The 17,123-nt window shown below is 41.9% G+C and carries 18 protein-coding genes; 6 read left to right on the forward strand and 12 right to left on the reverse strand.

The window, feature by feature from the left end; genetic code table 11:
* Positions 1-117: 117 nt before the first annotated feature.
* Positions 118-1,086, reverse strand: coding sequence for a tyrosine recombinase XerC (locus HXT29_RS03450; protein ID WP_116442647.1), 969 nt, complete (start codon positions 1,084-1,086; stop codon positions 118-120).
* A gap of 85 nt (positions 1,087-1,171) precedes the next feature.
* Here HXT29_RS03450 and HXT29_RS03455 point away from each other — a divergent pair, with 85 nt between their 5' ends.
* Complete coding sequence (locus HXT29_RS03455; protein WP_116442646.1) at positions 1,172-1,465, forward strand: DUF6725 family protein; 294 nt, start codon at positions 1,172-1,174, stop codon at positions 1,463-1,465.
* Positions 1,466-1,786: 321 nt separating this feature from the next.
* Here the strand turns inward: HXT29_RS03455 and HXT29_RS03460 are convergent, their stop codons facing one another.
* The 10 genes from HXT29_RS03460 to asnB form a co-directional block, all read right to left on the reverse strand.
* Positions 1,787-2,890 carry a prephenate dehydrogenase gene (locus tag HXT29_RS03460; RefSeq protein WP_410295641.1) on the reverse strand — a complete coding sequence of 368 codons (1,104 nt, stop codon included), beginning with the start codon at positions 2,888-2,890 and terminating at the stop codon, positions 1,787-1,789.
* Positions 2,884-3,882, reverse strand: a complete 999-nt coding sequence (locus HXT29_RS03465; protein ID WP_410295642.1) for a prephenate dehydratase domain-containing protein — start codon at positions 3,880-3,882, stop codon at positions 2,884-2,886. The genes HXT29_RS03460 and HXT29_RS03465 overlap by 7 nt, the downstream gene beginning before the upstream one ends.
* A 125-nt stretch (positions 3,883-4,007) precedes the next feature.
* Entirely contained in the window at positions 4,008-4,415 is a 408-nt protein-coding gene (locus HXT29_RS03470) for a hypothetical protein (RefSeq protein WP_004573915.1), read from the reverse strand.
* A 42-nt stretch (positions 4,416-4,457) separates the two neighbouring features.
* Entirely contained in the window at positions 4,458-6,383 is a 1,926-nt protein-coding gene (gene typA / locus HXT29_RS03475) for a translational GTPase TypA (protein WP_004105095.1), read from the reverse strand.
* A 191-nt stretch (positions 6,384-6,574) separates the two neighbouring features.
* Positions 6,575-7,414, reverse strand: coding sequence for a ParA family protein (locus tag HXT29_RS03480; RefSeq protein WP_004105096.1), 840 nt, complete (start codon positions 7,412-7,414; stop codon positions 6,575-6,577).
* Positions 7,415-7,462: 48 nt separating this feature from the next.
* Positions 7,463-8,422, reverse strand: a complete 960-nt coding sequence (xerD, locus tag HXT29_RS03485) for a site-specific tyrosine recombinase XerD (protein WP_004105098.1) — start codon at positions 8,420-8,422, stop codon at positions 7,463-7,465.
* Positions 8,423-8,516: 94 nt separating this feature from the next.
* Positions 8,517-8,900, reverse strand: coding sequence for a 50S ribosomal protein L20 (rplT, locus tag HXT29_RS03490; RefSeq protein ID WP_004105106.1), 384 nt, complete (start codon positions 8,898-8,900; stop codon positions 8,517-8,519).
* Between the two features lie 68 nt (positions 8,901-8,968).
* A complete protein-coding gene (gene rpmI, locus HXT29_RS03495; RefSeq protein WP_004128670.1) occupies positions 8,969-9,163 on the reverse strand; it encodes a 50S ribosomal protein L35 in 195 nt (64 codons plus the stop codon).
* Positions 9,144-9,881, reverse strand: coding sequence for a translation initiation factor IF-3 (infC, locus tag HXT29_RS03500; RefSeq protein WP_064621401.1), 738 nt, complete (start codon positions 9,879-9,881; stop codon positions 9,144-9,146). The genes rpmI and infC overlap by 20 nt, the downstream gene beginning before the upstream one ends.
* A 254-nt stretch (positions 9,882-10,135) precedes the next feature.
* Positions 10,136-12,022, reverse strand: coding sequence for an asparagine synthase (glutamine-hydrolyzing) (gene asnB / locus HXT29_RS03505; RefSeq protein ID WP_117008931.1), 1,887 nt, complete (start codon positions 12,020-12,022; stop codon positions 10,136-10,138).
* Positions 12,023-12,321: 299 nt separating this feature from the next.
* On the opposite strand from asnB, the gene HXT29_RS03510 reads away from it, so the two are divergent.
* From HXT29_RS03510 to HXT29_RS03525, 4 genes are all read left to right on the forward strand, one after another.
* The gene (locus tag HXT29_RS03510; protein ID WP_064621400.1) at positions 12,322-13,119 is read left to right on the forward strand and encodes a thiamine diphosphokinase; all 798 of its coding nucleotides are present in this window, start codon (positions 12,322-12,324) and stop codon (positions 13,117-13,119) included.
* Positions 13,120-13,491: 372 nt separating this feature from the next.
* Positions 13,492-14,547, forward strand: coding sequence for a type I glyceraldehyde-3-phosphate dehydrogenase (gene gap / locus HXT29_RS03515; RefSeq protein ID WP_004573912.1), 1,056 nt, complete (start codon positions 13,492-13,494; stop codon positions 14,545-14,547).
* 178 nt (positions 14,548-14,725) lie between these two features.
* Entirely contained in the window at positions 14,726-15,226 is a 501-nt protein-coding gene (gene ybaK, locus HXT29_RS03520) for a Cys-tRNA(Pro) deacylase (protein ID WP_004105119.1), read from the forward strand.
* Between the two features lie 137 nt (positions 15,227-15,363).
* Positions 15,364-15,438 carry a 50S ribosomal protein bL37 gene (locus tag HXT29_RS03525; protein WP_369803150.1) on the forward strand — a complete coding sequence of 25 codons (75 nt, stop codon included), beginning with the start codon at positions 15,364-15,366 and terminating at the stop codon, positions 15,436-15,438.
* 68 nt (positions 15,439-15,506) lie between these two features.
* Here HXT29_RS03525 and HXT29_RS03530 read toward each other — a convergent pair whose 3' ends face one another.
* Complete coding sequence (locus HXT29_RS03530; RefSeq protein ID WP_422118463.1) at positions 15,507-16,064, reverse strand: sigma-70 family RNA polymerase sigma factor; 558 nt, start codon at positions 16,062-16,064, stop codon at positions 15,507-15,509.
* Positions 16,065-16,342: 278 nt separating this feature from the next.
* Between HXT29_RS03530 and HXT29_RS03535 the strand changes: the two genes are divergently transcribed.
* On the forward strand, positions 16,343-17,122 hold the full coding sequence (locus HXT29_RS03535) for an exonuclease domain-containing protein (RefSeq protein ID WP_112928545.1): 780 nt from the start codon (positions 16,343-16,345) through the stop codon (positions 17,120-17,122).
* The last annotated feature ends 1 nt before the right edge of the window (position 17,123 follow it).

A 17,123-nucleotide genomic window follows, 5' to 3' on the forward strand; every position in this document is an offset into this window, starting at 1 on the left:
ATAGTAAAATTTATTGTTTTTTACAGGTATATGTATATTACAAAAATGTAAATTAACATATTTATTATGTAAAAAACATGTTAAATATGAATAATTGAATACTTAAAGCATTTAATATCATGCACGCGGAAAAGCTTGAGAATACTTACGTTTTAAAGATTCAATAGAAACATGAGTGTAACGCTGAGTAGTATTAAGCGATGAATGACCCAATAATTCCTGCACTTCGCGTAAATCTGCCCCTCCATTCAACATATGCGTAGCAGCACTATGCCGCAAAGCATGAGGAGAAATATCCGGAACATGCGCACTCTTAGCCTCATCATGCACAATCCGCCTTACCAAACGCTGATCGATACGCTTTCCGCGAGTACCAAGAAATACTGCCTCTTCAACAGAATTCCGCAATAAAATTTCTCGTCCATCTTTAGAAATCCAAGCAGATAAAGCTTTATAAGCAGGAACCCCAAAAGGCACAACACGCTGCTTATTTCCCTTACCAGTAACTTTTATAGTGTGCGAGGAAAAATTAATATCCTGAATATTTAAACTAGTAAGCTCACCAACACGAATACCAGTCGCATATAAAAGCTCCAGAATTGCAGCATTGCGAAGTCCTACAGCTTTCTGATTTTTGGTACACGAAGATGAAACATTAGCTTTAGAATCAACATTATTCATTAATGATTCTGCTTGATGTTCATCCAAAACAGATGGTAGCATGTTTTTAATTTTTGGCGTCATTAAAATTTCTGCAGGATTACTGCTTATGTATTCAACATGCTGACACCACGCAAAAAAACCACGCACCGCAACTACTTTGCGAGCCAAACTTGAACGCGCATGACTTCGCGACTCATCAGCCATCCACGAACGCAAATCATCCGTAGTAAGCTCTGAAATATTATTAAATCCGTGCCGATTACACCATGCTAAACATTGCAAAATATCACTGGCATAAGCTTTCTGCGTGCGTTCACCCAAGCCTTTATTAGCACGAACATAATCAATATAATCATCTATTAAACTCATATATTTAGAAGGTAAACCTAAGAAATTTTCAGAAACAAATTTATTGTTGCTCATGCTTAACTCACCCTTCCATAAAAGTTTAAAACAAAACGTTTGCCATATACTTCAGTCACATGCATAATACAACAAGGAGCATGTTATGAACACACAAACACGGAATTCAACTACACTACCGAAGCAAATACCTGCAGGCTCGCGCATAGTAGTAAGAACTTACAAAATTATAGAAAACAATAACGATGGAACACAAAAAATCGAGTACCATGATGCGATCGGGCACGTACTCGAGTGGGACGGGGTAATGCTTCATTTACTTCGAGATCCTGCAGCAAACGGCACTAGAGCTGCCGAAGAAATGTTCATTGACGCCAAAACTATTTACCGATTAAAGCCAATCCCAGAACGCAAATTTCAAAAACCGCTTAGTGTGTAGTAATACTTCATTTTTTCTATTCGTGTGGTAGAGATTTGAGATTTTTCGCACTGAGCGCGGCGAACGTCAGAGCCGCAGGCTGCTGATTCGCCAAGCGAAGAAGAAAAATCGAAAAATCTCTGCAATGAGCACGGTTATTAACGAATTAGCATGCAGAGTTTGGGGGATTTCTCTACGAGCGCTAAAAGAGGACTGAGAAGCTACATTCTTTAAAGAAAGGCGAACACACTGAACTCTTTTAGCAGCAAGAGCGCCCGAAGGACGGGACGCGCGAGGAGAGAGATCCCCCAAAACTCGCGCCACAGCAAAGAGGAACTCACATTATAAGTTGTTTAGCGAACTATCTGCGCGCAATAGTAGTTGCGAAGATTCGTTGGTATTAAATCCGTAAAATTCAATAATGGATTCACCTGAGCGCGCGGATTCTAGTAATTCCTGCTGCCAATTGATTTGAGAATCATACTTCCACAATCTGCTATTTGCATCATCATTTTGCTTAGCATCGTCGCTTTGTTGCGTACTAGTTTTAGATGAGTTGCGCTGCTGGTATTTATATTCTCTCCAAGATTGAGCTTTAGCAAAAAACTCTTGCTCTAAAGCATCCGCGGTTTCAACATCATTATCTAACATATTTGCAGCAAAAGTTAGCTCAGAAATTACGGAACGCAATAATTTCGCAGTATTATGCCGATTTTCACTTACCATAGCACGAGTGCGTTGAGGATCAGTAAGAGCAACTCGTGTCATATCTCGCCAGGAACCTGCAGATAGTTGTAAAGCAATAGCACGATTAGATTGTTCGCACAAAACATTTGCGAGAGCAGTTGCAACAACGTGAGGCATGTGAGAAATAAGAGCTGCAGAATTATCGTGCGTTGCATCATCCAAAACTATTGCGCGATTCTTGCATAGCGAAACAATCATTTGCAAAACATTGCAAACTCGCCAAAACTCAGTAGAATCATCAACAGTTAAAGCCCACAAAGCACCATTTAAAAGCTCATCACTAGAAGCTTTCCAACCAGTAAATTCACTACCAGCCATCGGATGCGCACCAACGTAGCAATCTTGCAAACCTGCGTCTTTTACTTGCTCTCGAACTAAAGTTTTTACGCTGCCAACATCGCTAATAGTTGTGCAAGATTTGTCAATATAAGGTGCAATTTCATGCAAAATACTTGGCATAGCAGCTAAAGCATTGCATAAAATCAAAACATTTGGACGAAGTTTTGCTAAATCCTGCACTTTTTCTACGCAAGTAATTCCTAAACTTTTAGCTTCGTCATAAGGCTCATTATGACGATTCCATGCATATACGTTGCAATTTGCCAGTTTAGCAAGTCGTTTTGCAAGAGATCCACCAATAAGACCAAGACCTACAATGCCAACAGAAAATTTTTGCGAAAATTCAGCATCTTCTACCATAATAATTCTCTTTCTGCACGCATTACGTTCAAATTACGTAAAGCATCAACTGAAGGTTCAACGCACACTCCACCATGAGGTAGCATCCAATCATTCATCACCGGATTCTTGCGTTTATCAGAAGAATACACTGCTAAAACTCGAACCCAATCACCATGTTCAACAACCTCTTGAATCATAGCTTTACACGTAGAATCCCAAGGAGCAGCATCAACAGTTGCAATAAAACTGTATAAACCATCCTGCCCTTTAATTGGTCTAGACATAAAGGAAGTCATATTAAGGCCATGATCTCGCACAACATCAAGCAAATTTGCTAACACTCCAGCACCTGTAGAACGCGGAATAAACGCAATAATTGATGAAAAAGATGAAAAATTTTCGCGTTGCGTATTAACAAAATTTAAAGCCTGATCTCGAGGAGCTAACACTAAAAATTCAGTGCGCGCGCCAGAAAAATCTTCAACTGCTTCGCTCACAATCTGCCTATTGTATAAATCAGCACAAATTTTAGGACATAAAGCAACTTCGCCAGGAACTAAATCCCTACAAGCAGCAGCATTTGAAGACGCAGTTTTTTCTTGTAAACCGCGCTCTTGAGAAAACTTACGACATTGCGCTAACGCGTGAGGGTGAGCAACAATAGTAGAGCAGTTATCGATTGAATCTGATTTGCAAACAACAGCATCAAAACTAATATCAACGCCTATTCGAGCAATACCAACCATATTCTTTGCATCAATGAGTAAATCTAAATTAGGTATTACAACGCCTTCAATATTGTTTTCCCACGCAATAACACCCCAATGGTGATGCTCTTCAATTTCACTAGCAATACTAAGAACATTCTCGCAAGCAGTTGGAATAAGTCGCAAATTATCAAATGATTGACATTGTTCTTGAACTTTTAAAGATGCATGATGAGTAAAAGAACCTTCCGGTCCTAAATAGCATAATTTACGAGCACTCTGACTGTTCTTATTACCATTCATGACTATTCCTTAAAAACTGTTGCAGTTAAGAATATTGTAATCAAGACTACTGTAAAAAATACTGCTTAATACTGCTTTTTATGCAAAATTGAGCTTAAATTATTGCAAATTCTTTACTTATTTTACTATTCAATAACAAACCAACGCTGAGGCATACAAAGCAAAACTAAGTGAGCAACAAGAATGCCGAAAAGCCAAAAATATCCAACATATTGCGAACACCATGGTAACGGTATTGTGAAACCAACAGGTACAAGAATTGCACTACCAACAAAATCTAAAGCAATAAGCCAAGCTACGAATGAAAAAACTATTGCGTGAATAAATAATCCACTCCAACCACTACGAGATCTTGCACACCAAGCAGACAAAAATAGCAAAAGCATAGATAATGCAAATCCGTAAGGAATATTATCCACTGCACCGCAGCGATGAGCAAACGTACCAATCAACGCGCATATTAGCGCAGAAACACACGTGGTCGCATACCTGCCCCACGAAGGCAAGCGATGCGACCACGGTTTCGACGACATAATAAGCCTAACGTTCCATCACTAATTGGTATATCGCGATTATCATGCAGCGTTGTTGTTTTGACGACGCTGCTTAGCACGCCACTTGTACCACTCATCGCGGCTCAAAATAATCTTGCGCACGCGAATTGCTTCAGGCGTAACTTCCACGCACTCGTCTTCGTTAGCGAAGTCAAGAGACTCTTCCAAGCTCATCTTAATTGGTGGAGTTAAAGTTTCAAGCACGTCAGCAGTTGAAGAACGCATGTTAGTCATGTGCTTAGCAAGCGTAATATTTACATCCAGCTCATCTGGTTTATTGTTAATACCAACGATTTGTCCTTCGTAAACTGGGCTTTGTGGATCAACGAAGAAGATACCACGAGCTTGCAAACGCTGCATAGCATAAGGAGTTGCAACACCCTTGCGATCGCAAACCATGGAACCATTCTGACGAGTCACAATCTGACCAGCCCATGGAGCATAACCAGCGGAAATAGAGCTTGCAATACCAGTTCCGCGAGTAGCAGAAAGCAAGGCAGTGCGGAAACCGATAAGACCGCGAGAAGGAACAGTAAATTGCAAACGAACCCAACCAGAACCGTGGTTGCTCATAGAATCCATACGACCCTTACGATCAGCCATAAGCTGAGTGACGGTACCCATGTATTCTTCTGGGACATCAATCGTAGTGCTTTCCATAGGCTCATTAATTTGACCATCAATAGTCTTGGTAACGACCTGAGGACGACCAACTGTAAGCTCGTAGCCCTCGCGACGCATCTGCTCAGCTAACACAGCCAAAGCAAGCTCGCCACGACCTTGAACTTCCCAAGCATCTGGACGCTCAGTTGGAATAACCTTAATAGAAACGTTACCAATAAGCTCGCGATCCAAACGATCCTTAATCATACGAGCAGTAAGCTTATGATCTTTGCCTTCAGTTCCAGCAAGAGGAGAATCGTTCACGCCGAAAGTCATAGAAATTGCAGGATCGTCGACATGAATCAATGGAAGCGGCTTTGGATCATTCTGGTCAACGATAGTTTCACCAATCATAATGTCGTTTACGCCAGCAACAGCCACAATATCGCCAGGACCTGCAGAAGCTACAGGAGTGCGCTCCAAACCTTGAGTGCGAAGAAGCTCAGAAACACGGAAGTTTTCAATGGAACCATCGACACGAGAAAGACCGTAAGTCTTGCCCTTTTCCAAAGTACCGTTGTAAATTCGCACTAAACCAAGACGACCCAAGAAGTCAGAGGAATCAATGTTTGCAACATGAGCTTGAAGAGGAGCGCCTTCTTCGTATTCAGGAGCTGGAATGTTTGAAATAATAGAATCAAACAATGGCTCCAAATTATCATTATCCGGAAGAGCACCATTCGCCGGCTGATTAACAGAAGCATAACCAGCTTTAGCAGCGCAATAAATTACTGGCAAATCAAGCAAAGCGTCGAGATCGAGGTCAATACCTTCCTCAACAACATCCTGAGCCAAGCCAAGAAGCAAATCTGTAGATTCGCCAACAACTTCTTCAATACGAGCATCTGGACGATCTACCTTATTTACGCACAAAATAACAGGAAGCTTAGCTTCCAAAGCTTTACGAAGCACAAAGCGAGTCTGTGGAAGAGGACCTTCAGAAGCGTCAACCAACAAAACAACGCCGTCAACCATAGAGATACCACGCTCGACCTCACCACCGAAATCAGCGTGACCTGGAGTATCAATAACGTTAATAGTGATACCTTCTGGATGACCATACTTTTCAGCTAATGGACCTGTGTACTGAACAGCAGTGTTCTTAGCAAGAATAGTAATGCCCTTTTCGCGTTCCAAATCATTGGAATCCATAACGCGATCTGGAACTTCTTCACGCTCAGAAAATACGTGCGACTGCTGAAGCATGGCGTTTACCAGAGTGGTCTTACCGTGGTCTACGTGCGCCACAATTGCCACATTTCGAATATCACCGCGAACAGTCATCACAAACCTCTTCCATTCTTCGCGTTTAAGTAATTACTAACATGCAACCATTTAAGCTATAAACATCAGCTAAAACAGTAGCCATATACCTTATTGACGAGCGCCCAAATAGGTAAGCTGCCAAACCGCACCGATTTTACTAGCGAGCTAAGACAGCTTTACAAAACATACTAACGCAGAATCACAAGAACTTAAGCAACAACGCCTTTAGCAATAAGCTCACGCGCAACTTCGCGGTACTCTTTTGCAGTCTTGTGTTCAGGAGCAAAAATAGTGATAGGAACTGCAGCAACTGTAGAATCTGGCAGCTTAATAGAACGCGAAATCACGGAATGCAAAACTTTATCTTGGAAAGCTTCGTAAATGCGCTGTAAGACTTCTTCGCTATGCAAAGTGCGTGTATACATAGTAACCAAAACGCCAAATACTTTAAGATTTGGATTAATACGAGATTGTACCTTCTCAATTGATTGCATAAGAAGAGCCACGCCTCGAAGAGCAAAGAACTCTGCAGCAAGTGGAATAATCACGCCATCAGCTGCTGTTAACGCATTTACAGTAAGCAAACCGAGAGAAGGCTGGCAATCCACTATAATAACATCGTATTCGTCGCGCACTTTGCGTAATACACCTGCCAATATTTGCTCTCGTCCTACTTCGGTTACTAACTGAACTTCAGCTGCAGATAAATCAATATTTGCAGGAATAATATCAATATTTTCTGTTTCAGTATGACGAATTACATCATGCACGTCTACAGACGAATCAAATAATGCCGTATAAACTGTATTATCAAGCGCATTTGCGTTAATTCCAAGTCCAACTGTTGCGGCACCTTGCGGATCGAAATCAACAATCAAAACGCGACGACCATACTGACTTAGTGCGCCAGCAATATTAATGGAACTTGTAGTTTTACCAACTCCACCTTTCTGGTTGCACATTGCAATAATGCGAGCAGGACCGTGTGAAGTTAACGGCTCTGGTGCATGAAAAGTTTCGTATTCGCGTCCAAGTAAATCAGTAGGCATGCTCCCCACTTTATCAACAGGTATACTCACGAAACTCTGAGCATAAAATTATTTAGCTCGAGGATGACTCATTACGTAAGCTTCAACTAATGCGTCAGGACTAATATGCGTATAAATTTGAGTTGTTGTAACTGAAGCATGTCCAAGTAACTCTTGAACTGTGCGCACATCAGCACCACCTGCAATAAGATGCGTGGCAAGAGAATGGCGCAGCGTATGCGGATGCAATGGTTTGTCAAGTTTTGCACGCTCGCCAGCTTGCGTTACTATTGCCCATGCTGATTGGCGAGAAAGTGCATTACCTCTCTTATTTAAGAAAATTGTGTGCAATTCACGTTTGCCCTTGGACGCTAATTCTGGGCGAGATTTCTCCATATAGTTACGAAGAGCACGAACAGCACACCCACCAATCGGAACTAAACGCTGCTTAGAGCCTTTACCTGTAAGTTTTACAACGGACTCATTTAAATCAATATCTTCGAATTTTACGCCAACTGCTTCCGAAATTCGCGCTCCAGTAGCGTATAAAAACTCAAGAAGCGCAGTATCTCTAATCGAAATAGCATCGGAACTTCCAAAATTTCCTGCAGCTTCAATAACTCTATTTACTTCTTCAATACTTAAAACATCCGGTAAGTAGTCTGCTTGTTTTGGAGCTTTTACTTGCGCTGAAACGTCAGCTTGTATGTCACCATGAGCAAGCATAAAGCGATGCCACTCGTGAATACTTGCAAGTCGACGCGCAACTGTCCTAGTCCCCAACCCTAATTCATTCAAAGTTCGAATGTATGATTCAATATCTAATTGAGAAATAGTAGTAATATCTTTTATTTTTCGTTCGTCGTAAAGCCAGCATGTGTAATCTTGCAAATCTGAAGCGTATGCAGATACTGTTTTTTTAGAAAGACCACGCTCAATATCAATATGCGCAATAAAGCGTTGAATATGAAGTGCAAACTCTTCAGGAATATTATTTTTCCTATTGTCAGAATCAAGATTTGAGCGCATAAAAATAATTATAGCTAATAAGTAAATTTGTTGATTTAAAAGAAAAAGCCCACCTAAATTGGTGGGCTTAAAATAGAACTCTATTAAAGCAAAATCAGGCTTCAACTGGAGCGTTTACATCAGCTGGCAATGCAGCCTTAGCAGCTTCAACAACAGCCTTGAAAGCTTCAATATCGGAAACTGCGAGCTCAGCAAGAGCGCGACGATCCAATTCGATGCCTGCCAAGTGCAAGCCCTGAATGAAGCGATTGTAGGTGATGCCTTCAGCGCGAACTGCTGCGTTAATGCGCTGAATCCACAACTTGCGGAAATCACCCTTGCGAGCCTTGCGGTCGCGGAAGTTATAAGTAAATGAGTGGAGCAGCTGTTCCTTTGCCTTGCGATAAAGACGGGAGCGCTGACCGCGGTAGCCAGAAGCCCTCTCAAGAACAACGCGACGCTTCTTGTGAGCGTTTACTGCGCGCTTTACTCGTGCCATAAGTATTCCTCAGCTTTCTTAAAAATTTTCGATTGCGTATTCGTTTACAAGCAATTCTTACTTGTTACTTACTTAACGAGCAAGCCCTTAAGCTTCTTGCTCTGCGCAGTAGCCAATACTTTATCTTCAGAAAGAGCACGACGCTTACGAGCCGACTTGTGCTCCAAGTTGTGGCGCATGGCGCTACCATCGTGCATCACCTTACCGGTACCGGTAAGACGAACGCGCTTGGACGCTGCGGAATTAGTTTTCATCTTCGGCATTGCTGCCCTCCTTGTGATGTTGATCGGATTGCATAGCATTTACTGCAGCTGCAGCTTGTGACTGAACCTCTTGCTTAGCTGCAAGACGAGCAGCCTGACGAGCTTGACGCTCAGCGCGAGATTCAGCGCCACGACGACGTTGCTCAGACTGTGTATGAATTTTCTTGCCTTTTGGAGCAAGAGTCATAATAATATTTCGACCTTCTTGCTTTGGCGCAAACTCTACTGTGCCACTTTCAGAGACCTCATCTGCAAGTCGGCGCAACAATTCAACGCCACCAACCGGACGAGATTGCTCACGGCCACGCAACATAATAGTTACTTTTACCTTGTCTCCGCCGTTCAAGAAACGAAGCACATGACCTTTCTTCACATCGAAATCGTGATCGTCGATCTTAAGGCGGAAACGAATTTCCTTAACCTCTGCGACGGTTTGATTACGACGTGCTTCACGAGCCTTAATCTTTTCGTTGTACTTGTACTTACCGTAGTCAATAAGCTTGGCTACTGGAGGCTTAGCAGTAGGCGCAACTTCGACAAGATCGAGGTTAGCTTCCCTTGCAAGGTTTAACGCGACAGAGGTTGCGATAACTCCCACTTGCTCGCCCTTTGGACCAATAAGGCGCACCTGAGGGACTCGAATTTCCTCGTTAATGCGTGGTTCGTCGCTAATGATGACTCCAATCCTTCTAAATACTTGTAAGATGTAATACACCAAGAAGTCCAAGAGCTTAAGATTCACTACTTCATATCAATAAAACGCTATATAACAGCGCAGCAAGCAGCACAAGAAGCTAACTTGCGTGACCGAAGTCATGAACCCGAAACCACAGTAGGCTTCCAGGTGGGGACATCCCACTTTCTTGATTACTCAAGCCGAATATCTATTCTACTAGAAGCCTTGACAAAAAGGCAGTCAACACACGAAACGTGTTTTGACTGCCACAAATCAAAGCTAGAACTATGCGATTTCTACGCTAACTGCATTGGCTCAGGCTTCAATCCATCGTGATTAAAGTACACATCATACCAAGTCAGGAATGTGTAAACTGTCCAAATCTTACGGCGATCGTCATTTTTCTTTGCATAATTATCGTCAATCATACGAAGTAAAGCATCTCTATCGAAGAATTTAGCAGCATCGTCACTTTCAAACGTCTTACGAACAATCTTATAAAAACGCTCCTCACGCAACCAATCCTTAACTGGCACAGGGAAACCAAGCTTTTCTCTGTCATACCAAGCTTTTGGCAAATGACGGGAAGCAGCTTGTCGGAAAGCAAACTTCGTATTTTCATCAGTAATTAAATACTTAGTAGGAACTTTTTCTGCAACATCCATAAGAACACGATCAAGCAAAGGCACGCGAAGCTCCAAAGAATGTGCCATAGTCATTTTATCTGCCTTAAGCAAAATATCTCCTGGCATCCATTGATGCATATCAAGATATTGCTTTTTCTTAATTTCAGAAAGTCCCTTACCGGCAATTCTATTGTAAATAGCATCGACAATGCTGCGAACGCTAGGACCCTTGCGATACTCAGGTTTCAAAAGTTTTACAGCATCTTCCTCATTGAAAACCTTTGACTGACCGATAAAATGCTCCTCAGCTGGAGCCAAATTAGCGTACAAATGCCACGCTCCGTGGAAATGCTTACCCTTTGCAGCTCGACCAATCGCGTAACGCAACTTTTTTGGCAACTTTGCAAGCATGCGAGTCACAACTTTAATAAGTTTAGAACGCGTGTGAACACCATAATCAATGTATCCTGCAAATAATTCATCTGCTCCCTCACCGCTTAGCACAACGCGTAAATCTTGCGAAGCTAATTTTGCAAGGAAGAATAATGGGACGCAAGAGAAATTAGAATCAGGTTCGTCCAAATACCACTGAATTTGTGGGAAATAACGGAATGCGTCAGCAGCGTCAATAATTTCAGATTTATTGTTTAAGCCAATAATTTTTGCCAATTCGCTTGCTTGTTTGGATTCATTGTATCTTCCACCAGCAAAACCAATAGAATATGTGTGTTCAGGGCGTGCAACAGCTGCAACATAACTTGAATCAACTCCAGAAGAAAGGAACGAACCAACTTCAACATCCGCAATTTGGTGAGCTTGAACAGAATCACAAACTGTTTTATCGATAGAATCAACTAATTCATTCAAGCGTTGCTTTGTTTCTTTGAAATTAGGATCGTAATATTGCTCAATCTTCATTTCGCCATTCTTATACGTGAAGCAATTACCTTCACGCAGCTTAAAAACGCCCTTGAAGAAAGTTTCGTTAATTGCAGGATATTGGAATGTCATAAACGGCTTAAGCGCATTTTCGTTAAGTTCCTTCTTAAAATCTGGATGGCGCAGTAAAGATTTAATTTCGGATCCGTACATAAAAGTACCATTCATTTGCGCATAATAAAAAGGCTTAATACCGAAATGGTCGCGAGCGCCGAACAATTCTTGAGTACTCTTGTTCCAAATAACGAATGCAAACATTCCGCGTAAACGATTAAGTAAGCCTTTACCCCACTCTTCGTAGCCGTGCACTAATACTTCTGTATCGCAATCAGTATGGAAAGTGTGACCAGCTTTAATAAGTTCTTCGCGAAGTGGCTTGTAGTTATAAATCTCACCATTGAAAGTAACTGCAAGATTCCCATCCTCGTTGTACATAGGTTGGGATCCACCGTGAAGATCTATAATGCTAAGTCGACGAAAACCGAGTGCTGCGTGTTCGTCAATCATAGTTCCATATTCGTCAGGACCACGATGCGCAATCACATCTGTCATATCTTTTACAATTTGGCTTTTGACGTTAATTGGGGTGTCATTAATGAACCCTGCAATTCCGCACATTTATTTCTCCTCGTAGAATATACAACACAGCATTACGTTAGTCTACTAGCAAATAATTAACGAAAATCCATAATAACTTGGAAAATCTAACTTGCCATGCAATACTACACCAAGCACTTTATGTTAAGCGAGTATTAGTTTAAAAATTCCTGTATTTGCCGGAATAAAAACAATCAAATGCGCTAATATCAAATCCGAAAAATGGCATAAAACGTAGTCAAATGTTGGTTGACACTACGCTTATAAACTCTTGTTATAAATGTATGTCATCAGTACAAATGCAGCGTTATTATGTTGTTATGGAACCTTTGCAACGCTGCGTAGTATTAGCAGCAGGAGATTATTACGATCATACGCGTGAGCATGTGCCAGATCGCGCTTTAACAATTGCAGCTGATGGAGGCTGGGATCATGCATGTAAATTAGGTTTGCATGTAGATGCACTTATCGGCGATTTTGACTCTGTTAGATTAAAACTCCCTACTGATGCAGTTATTACTAGATTGCCTGCAGAAAAAGATGATCCGGACTTACTTTCTGCGTTAAAAGTTGGTTGGGCTAAAGGCTCTCGAGAATTTCATATTTTTGGAGGATTAGGTGGTCGAGTTGACCATACTATTTCTAATATTCAACTTATGGTTCGTTTAGCGCGCCGCGGCGGAATTGGATTCTTGTACGGCGACGGTCAAATTGTTACAGCAATACATGATGGATCTCTTGATTTTCCAGCATCATCTGGAAATGATTTGCGCATAGTTTCCGTTTTTTCTCATACTCCAGTTTCTAATGATGTAAATGAAGTTGGATTAAAGTATCAGCTTAAACACGCAACCATGCATGGAGATGCAGTACAAGGTTTAAGTAACGAATTATTAAATGATACGCCTGCTCATATTGACGTTCATGAAGGAACACTTATTGTAACATTCCCTATTAATGCTCCATTACCACAGGTGAGCTGGTTTAAAAGACCAATTGGAGATTTAGGCGAAGTCGATACTTCTATATCTGAGGCATTAGCAGTTCCTCTTGAAAGCGAGACTACTCCAACATATTCGACTACTGCAGCTGCTGAAGCAATGACGTATAACGAATAGGCGCAAACTTTAGTTTATGCAAATGGCTGACGAGGTTCTTTTACTTGAAAAACTCGTCAGCCTTTTTCTTTTTAACATTACATGCGTTGTTCAATTGAACAATATTGATTCGTAAAATGTTATGCAAAAACGCAACTGGAAACTATCAAAAAATTCACAAAAACACTCATAAAACACAGCATGTTAACGCTCACTGTTCTCATAGTGCATGATTGCAATAAAAGTGAGCTATGTTACAACTCTTCGTACATACCGCACACTAAAATGAACACCGTTAATTCAAATAACGATGACCTAAATGCGTGAGTTTTCATCGCGAAAATAGCGCGACTTAAAACGTTGCGCACGAGGTCTCACTCAAGGGAGAACCACATGACAGTCAAGATTGGTATTAATGGTTTCGGTCGTATCGGTCGTCTCGCATTCCGTCGTATTTTTGAGCTTCAAGCTCGCGGCGGTCAAGCAGGTGACATCGAAGTCGCAGCCATCAACGATCTGACCACCCCTTCGATGCTCGCCTACTTGCTCAAGTATGACAGCACCCACGGCACATTCCGCCACGATGACGGCACCCCAGTTGAGGTAACCTCCACCGAAGACGCAATCGTTGTAGATGGCAAGACTTATAAGGTTTACGCCGAAAAAGACGCAAATAACATTCCATGGGTTAAGAACGATGGCGTTGAATTCGTTCTCGAATGCACCGGTTTCTACACTTCTGCAGAAAAGTCCCAGGCTCACTTGAACGCAGGTGCTAAGAAGGTTCTTATTTCTGCTCCTGCTAAGGATGAAACCACTCCAACAGTTGTGTTCGGCGTTAATCACGAAATCTTGAAGGCTTCTGACAACATTGTTTCCGCTGGTTCTTGCACCACCAACTCCATGGCTGCAATGGTGAAGTTGCTTCAAGACAACTGGGGAATCAAGTCCGGCTTCATGACCACAATTCACGCCTACACCGGCACTCAGATGATTCTCGACGGTCCACGCGGCTCCAAGCCACGCAATAACCGTTCCGCAGCTTGCAACACCATTGAGCACTCCACCGGCGCTGCTAAGGCAATCGGCAAGGTTGTGCCAGAAGTTAACGGCAAGCTCCAGGGTCACGCACAGCGCATTCAGGTTCCAGACGGCTCTGTTACTGAGTTGACCACTGTTCTTGAGAAGCCAGCAACCACTGAAGAAATTAACGACGCTTTCAAGAAGGCTTTCGAAAACTGCGAGTACTTCGGTTACAATGCAGACAGCATCGTGTCTTCTGACATCATCGGCGACACCCACGGTGGCGTTTTCGATCCAACTCAGACCGACGTGAACACTGTTGACGGTGTAACTTTGGCTCGTACCGTTACCTTCTATGACAACGAGTACGGCTTCACTTCCAACATGATTCGCACTCTTCTTTACTTCGCTGAAATCTCCGAGTGATTTCGCTAAGCATCGATCAGCAATAGCTGGTTGTGCGAATATTTAATATATCAAAACCCCTTGTGCTGCCTTCTAAGCTCCACAAGGGGTTTATATGTTTAATATACACTAAGTCAACAGTCGGTATAGCATATCATGTAACACAATTTGACAGTTGAGTATAAGGCACGGTAACAAAATGAGTAAAAAACATGCAGAAACCGGAAAAGCAACTCCAGCTATTGCGCAACTCGAAAACGCAGGCATCACCTTCCGCATAGCGCAATACGAGCATGACGCTGATCACATGGACGACGGCTATGGAATTGAGGCTGCTGAGAAGCTAGGCGTAAGCGCAGCTCAAGTTTGCAAAACTCTTATGGTTGACACTGGTGAAAAGCGAGTGGTTGGAATTGTTCCAGTAAACGGACGCCTCAATATGAAAGCAATTGCAGGAGCAGTACACGCAAAGAAAGCAAGTATGACAAGCCCAGAAGTTGCGCAACGAGAAAGCGGCTACGTAGTTGGCGGAATCTCACCATTCGGACAAAAAACGCACCATGAAACAGTACTAGATAGTAGCGTAATGCAATTTGATGAGATTCTTGTTTCTGGAGGAAAACGAGGATTGGACGTAGTTCTTAATCCTCAAGATATCGTAACATTATTAAACGCAACTGTAGCTGATATAGCAGCATAAGCAACATAAGCTTTATTACTGCAAATATTGTTACTAACAAGTGATTACTCGCACGAGATTAGTACGTTGACAAATATAACGTCTTGGCAACGTGCGATAATCCCTAAGGTTGTTCATTAATCGTTAAGGAGTGCATTATGGGTATGCGTGGCCGCAAGCGCAAGGCGCGTCGTAAAAAAGCAGCGAATCATGGCAAAAGACCAAATGCTTAAGCTATAAATTCGCTTATACATACTGTAAAGCCCACGTCAATCGTGGGCTTTTTCGTTTTAGCATACTTTTATTCACCAGAATAATCAGAATAATCAGAAAGCTCACGTTTAAGTTGCATGCGAGCGCGGTTAAGTCTGCTCATAACAGTTCCTATTTTTACGCCTTCTTCTTGGGCAATTTGTTTATAAGATTTACCTCGAATAGCGACTTCAATAAAAACTTTTCTACGCTCAGGCGGCAACTTACTAAGCGCAGCAATAATCTCTTGTGGAGCAAACCCTTCTAAATATTCTTGTTCAGCAGAAAGCATCCCTTTTGCGCAATGATTAGAAGCCTCATAGATATCCCAATCATTGTAGTCGCCAGTTTCATCGTTAGCACGTTTAGGGCTTCGTTTTGCTTTCGCGTACTGATTAAAATACAAATTTCGTTCAATCCTGTTAATCCAGGCAGCAAAATTTGTGCCAGGCTGAAAAGTTTCAAAAGATTTAAGAGCACGCTCAAAAGTATCTTGCACTAAATCTTGCGCATCCTGCGCATTTTGCGTAAGACGCATAGCTTGAGTGTACAAAGGATCAACGCAAGTAGATACAAGTTGTTCAAATCTTTTGCGTCGACTTTCCATTGCAGAACTTTGCTTAGTATCTACTAAACGATCACTAAATAAGCGAGCATTACAATTTTTTGCACTTTGTTTTTTAGCTCTTACGCTTTTAGAGCACATAACATTTGTCTTCTCGATTTGCTCACTCATATAGTCAATAATACTTTTACTTTGCACATATAGCTACTAATTTGTCGTGTTGCATAGTGTAGCGCAGCGCGAGATGATAACACATCGCAGCACAATAATGCAGCGCGGCATAGTGTGACATTGCGTGACATTGCGGTAGTATTGTGACTATGCCAACTCATATTCAAGAATTGTTAAATGCTTTAGATTTAGCACCTAAGCAAGATGAGAATACATTACTTGCTGAATCATGGTTACTTGGTTTCGACACTGAAACTACAGGTGCAAATATTGGTAAAGATGCCATTGTTTCTGCAACTCTAGTATTACGCAATCCTGAACTAGCTCACGATGGAGATGTGGTATCAACTTGGTTAATTAACCCTCATCAGCCTATGAATCCTAAGGCAAGCGAAGTAAATGGTTTCACAGACGAATACCTTCAAGAACACGGCGGAGAGCCTGAAGAAGAACTTGAATTCCTTGCACGCGCAGTAAGCATGGCTCAAGCTAAGAATATTCCACTACTTGCTTATAACGCTCCATTTGATATTTCAATGTTACGTCACGACTTGAAGCGTTGGCATCTTACTGCGCTAGAAGAACGCGCAACTTGTTCAATACATGCACTAAACGCTAATGACATTCTTACTGTTGATCCTCTTGTTATCGATAGAGCTGTTTCTAGAAGATCCGGCAAGCGTACTCTCACTATTACATCTCAATTTTATGGAGTTGAACCAATCGGAGATTTCCACGATGCTACAGCAGACACAGTTGCAGCTCTTGATTTGATTGCTCCAATGAGCAAACTATATGAGTCAGTAAGTTGCATGAGGCTGAATACTATGATGGATTGGCAGCGCGAAGCTTATATTAATTGGCGAGATAGCTTCAATCAATGGCTGCAATCTCACGGGCGTGAGCCTATTACTGGAACATGGCTATAAA

This window comes from Gardnerella sp. DNF00550, from assembly GCF_049262685.1.
Lineage (GTDB): Bacteria > Actinomycetota > Actinomycetes > Actinomycetales > Bifidobacteriaceae > Bifidobacterium > Bifidobacterium leopoldii.